Annotated in this window: 4 protein-coding genes; 2 read left to right on the top strand and 2 right to left on the bottom strand. The window is 63.7% G+C overall.

The window, feature by feature from the left end; genetic code table 11:
• Both ACP5EL_RS09560 and ACP5EL_RS09555 read right to left on the bottom strand, forming a co-directional pair.
• Window positions 1–1160 (bottom strand): replication factor C large subunit (locus ACP5EL_RS09560; protein WP_428402285.1); only part of this gene is annotated, 1160 nt, incomplete at its 3' end.
• A gap of 25 nt (window positions 1161–1185) precedes the next feature.
• Window positions 1186–1614, bottom strand: a complete 429-nt coding sequence (locus ACP5EL_RS09555; protein ID WP_428402284.1) for a pyridoxamine 5'-phosphate oxidase family protein — start codon at window positions 1612–1614, stop codon at window positions 1186–1188.
• Between the two features lie 88 nt (window positions 1615–1702).
• Between ACP5EL_RS09555 and ACP5EL_RS09550 the strand changes: the two genes are divergently transcribed.
• Both ACP5EL_RS09550 and ACP5EL_RS09545 read left to right on the top strand, forming a co-directional pair.
• Window positions 1703–3190: an acetyl-CoA carboxylase biotin carboxylase subunit gene (locus tag ACP5EL_RS09550; protein ID WP_428402283.1), complete on the top strand. Its 1488-nt coding sequence runs from the start codon at window positions 1703–1705 to the stop codon at window positions 3188–3190.
• Window positions 3191–3198: 8 nt separating this feature from the next.
• A partial coding sequence (locus ACP5EL_RS09545; RefSeq protein ID WP_428402282.1) for a biotin--[acetyl-CoA-carboxylase] ligase occupies window positions 3199–3838 on the top strand: 640 nt, incomplete at its 3' end.

Below are 3838 nucleotides of genomic sequence, written 5' to 3'. Positions count from 1 at the left end.
AGGGCCGCCACCTTCGGCCCCTTCTCGGGGTCCTTGAGGAGAAGTCCGAAGAAGCCCATCATCTCTCTCTTGGCCTGACGGGAGCTGGTATGACAGTGAGTTCCGATCTTTTTCGCCGCCGAGTCCCGGATCTGCCGCGCGCTCCGGGTCTGGCCCATCCTCCGCCAGTAGCTCGGGGGCCGAAAGGGGATGTAGCCGCCCTTCTTCTCCGTCCGGGCGGACTGGACCCCCCCGGTCATCATGAAGGAGGCGTACCGCCACAGGCCGTAGTTCTGACGCCTGCGGACCCTTCCCAGGAAGACGTCGGCCCGGGAGAGCATATCGTAGCCTGCGGCCAGGTCTGCGGGCTTGTAGACCAGGGGCAGGTTCTCGTCGACCCAGTGAACCAGGTCCTCGGGGCTCTCGTCCAGGGACCAGGCGATCTTGACCGCTTCGGAGGCGCTTGCGCCTCGCAGTATCTTGGCCACCCCGTCGAAGATGGAGGCCTTGGAGTCCCGAACGCTGGTGGCCACCTCGCCGAGCTCGAGGGAGCCCTCCAGGGCCGCCTGAAGATCGTTTACGCCGCTCCGGAGGTCGCCGTTCGCGTTATCTGCGATCTCCTCGATCATCTCCGGGGTGCACCCCGCTCCCTCGGCCCGGCATATATCCTTCAGGACCGAGGCCACGGTGGTCTTCCTGATGGACCTGAACTGAATGCCCAGGGTCGCCTCCCTCAGGGGCTTGGTGAGGCCGTAGTAGTCGTTTGCGATCAAGATCACCGGCTGGTCGGTCTCGCGGACGAGCTTCAGCATCGCCGCAGAGCCACCCCGGTCCGCAGAGCCGTAGAGGTTGTCGGCCTCGTCCAGGATGACCAGCCTCTTTTTGCCGGAGAAGGTCATCATCTTTGAGGCTGCGCCCGCCACCTTCGAGATGGCGGCGGCGGTTCTGCTGTCGCTCGCGTTCATCTCGATCTGGTCCCAGCTGTGCTCCTCGGCCAGGGCCAGGGCTGCGGAGGTCTTCCCCACCCCGGCGGGACCGTAGAGGACGACCGCCCTCTTCTCGGGCACTCCCCTCTCCCAGGCCCGGGCCCAGGCCTCCAGGTCCGAGACGGCCTTCCCGTTCCCTAAAACCTCTTTCAGGCTCTTGGGTCTGTACTTCTCGGTCCACTTGATGGCGGTCATGGCGAAAACTGCCCCGAATTTCGTTTTACCAGACGCCCTCGCGTCCGGTCATCTCCTCGATCTCGATCTCCCAGATCACCATGGGCATCTTCTCCATCTCCTCGCGGCTGAAACGCTTTCCTCCATGCCCTCCCATCTCGCTTTTGGTGAATATGTCAAAGAGCCTCTTCTTCGCCTCCACGTCGGTGGAAAGGCGGGCCTCTCCGAAGACGATGACGCTCTTCCACCTGCCCCCCTCAACAGAGTCCACCTCGAAAGCGACCCGAGGGTTCTCCCTGGCCATCTCCAGCTTCCTTCCCCGAAGGCCCGAGTGGAGGAGTATGACCCCGCCCGCGCAGACGTAAGACATGGGCACCACGTAAGGCCGGTCGCCCGCAGATAGGCCGAGCCTCCCGAGCCTGGATTTCGCCAGCAGATCCTCGCACTCTTCTCCGGACATCTCCCTCGGCTTCATGGCTTTTAGTCTCGGCAGAAAGGTTATTAAATTCTTCTTCCCCGGCCTCGCCAAAGGTTTTTAGCCTCGGTCCGCCTTAACTCCGACGATGTTCCAGAAGATTCTGATCGCCAACCGTGGAGAGATCGCCATACGGATCATGAGAGCCTGCCGCGAGCTCGGCATCTCCACCGTCGCGGTCTACTCCGAGGCCGACAGAAACGCCCTCTTCGCCAAGTACGCCGACGAGGCGGTCTTCGTGGGCCCCTCGCCAGCCTCCCAGAGCTACCTCCGGATCGACAAGATCCTGGCGGCGGCGGAGCAGACCGGGGCCGAGGGGATCCACCCCGGCTACGGCTTCCTCTCTGAAAACCCCGCCTTCGCCCAGGCCTGTGAGGAGAAGGGCATAGTCTTCATCGGGCCCACCAGCCGGTCCATCGAGAGGATGGGGTCCAAGATCGCCGCAAGAGAGATCATGAAGAACGCGGGCGTTCCCATCATCCCCGGGAGCGAGGGAGGGATCGTCGACCCCCAGGAGGCGGTGGAGCTGGTAGAGTCGATCGGCTATCCCGTCATGCTGAAGCCGGCGGCGGGAGGAGGCGGGATCGGCATGAAGATCGTGTGGAACGACGAGACCCTCGGCCCCGCCCTCAGCTCGGCGAGGTCGATCGCAAAATCCGCCTTCGGCGACGAGACGATCTACGTCGAGAAGTACCTCGCAGACCCGCGTCACATCGAGTTTCAGATCCTTGCCGACTCCAAGGGCAGGACCATCTACGTCTCCGACAGGGAGTGCTCGATCCAGAGGCGCCACCAGAAGCTGATCGAGGAGTCGCCCTCGCCGATCATGACCCCTGAGCTGCGGGAGGAGATGGGCTCCATCGCCGTCCGGGCGGCGGAGGCGATCGACTACCGGAGCGCGGGAACTGTCGAGTTCATGTACTCCCGGGGCGACTACTACTTCCTGGAGATGAACACCAGGCTCCAGGTCGAGCATCCCATCACCGAGATGGTGACGAGCGTCGACCTGGCGAAAGAGCAGATCCGGATCGCCGCCGGAGAGCCCCTGGCCTACTCTCAGGACGAGATCGAGATCAGGGGCTGGGCCATCGAGTGCAGGATCAACGCCGAGGACCCTCTCAACGACTTCGCCCCCTCCCCGGGCAGGATCAAGAGGTACAGGAGCCCCGGTGGTCCCGGCATAAGGGTCGACAGCGGCGTCTACGTCGGCTTTGTGATCCCGCCCTACTACGACTCCATGATCTCCAAGGTGGTGGCCATGGGCAGGGACCGCAAGGAGGCGATCGCGAGGATGGAGCGGGCCCTCTACGAATACATCGTCACCGGCGTCAAGACCAACATAAACTTCCATCTTGCGGTCCTCCGACACGAGAGGTTCAGGCGGGGCGACATCAACACCAACTTCCTCAAGGAAGAGGCGATAATGGAGGAGGTGAAGAAGGTCGCAGAGGCCGAGCGGGAGAAGGGGCTCTCCCTGGCCTCTGCCCTGGGCGCAGACACCAGGAAGGTGGCGGCCATATCTGCGGCCGTAGGAGCCTATATGGCCCATCGCGAAACTCCCCCCTCCGAGGAGTAGGTCGCCCCTTGAGCAGGGAAGAAGTCAAGGGCGCGCTGATCACCAAGATCGGCTCCTGGACCTCCGGCCAAAAGCTGGCTCGATCCCTCGGCGTCAGCCGGGCTGCGGTCTGGAAGCAGGTCGAATCGCTCCGTTCGGAGGGGTACGAGATAGAGGCGTCGAGGAGGGGCTACAGGCTAAGATCGATGCCAGACCTCCTATGCGCCGATCTCGTCGGAGCCGGACTCGATACGAAGTTCGTCGGAGGGACGGTGATCTCCCGCCGGTCCCTCACCTCCACCAATGCCGAGGCGAAGAGGATCGCGCCCTGGGCAGAGAACGGGACGGTGGTCGTCGCCGAGATCCAGACCGGCGGGAGGGGCAGGATGGAGAGGTCCTGGAACTCCCCAAAGGGAGGGGTCTGGATGAGCGTGATCCTGAAGCCAAAGATCCCCCCCACCCTCGCTCCCAGGGTTAACATGGCCGCCGCCGTCGCCGCCGCCAGGGCTCTCTCGGGGCTATACGGCCTCGAGGTCGAGATCAAGTGGCCCAACGACCTCCTGGTGATGGGTAGGAAGGTCTGCGGGATTCTGACCGAGATCGGGGCGGAGATCGACTCGCTCGACTACGCCGTGGTGGGGATCGGGATCAACGCCAACATCGACCCCG

The sequence above is a fragment of the Methanocrinis sp. genome, from assembly GCF_049974945.1.
Classification (GTDB): Archaea; Halobacteriota; Methanosarcinia; order Methanotrichales; family Methanotrichaceae; genus Methanocrinis.
Note: the sequence above shows the minus strand (reverse complement) of the source record. Positions and strands in the feature narration are given on the sequence as shown.

What these genes read in the sequence shown, in the direction of transcription:
- ACP5EL_RS09555 (WP_428402284.1), bottom strand. Translation starts at nt 1,614, where the DNA reads ATGAAGCCGAGGGAGATGTCCGGAGAAGAGTGCGAGGATCTGCTGGCG.
- ACP5EL_RS09550 (WP_428402283.1), top strand. Translation starts at nt 1,703, where the DNA reads ATGTTCCAGAAGATTCTGATCGCCAACCGTGGAGAGATCGCCATACGG.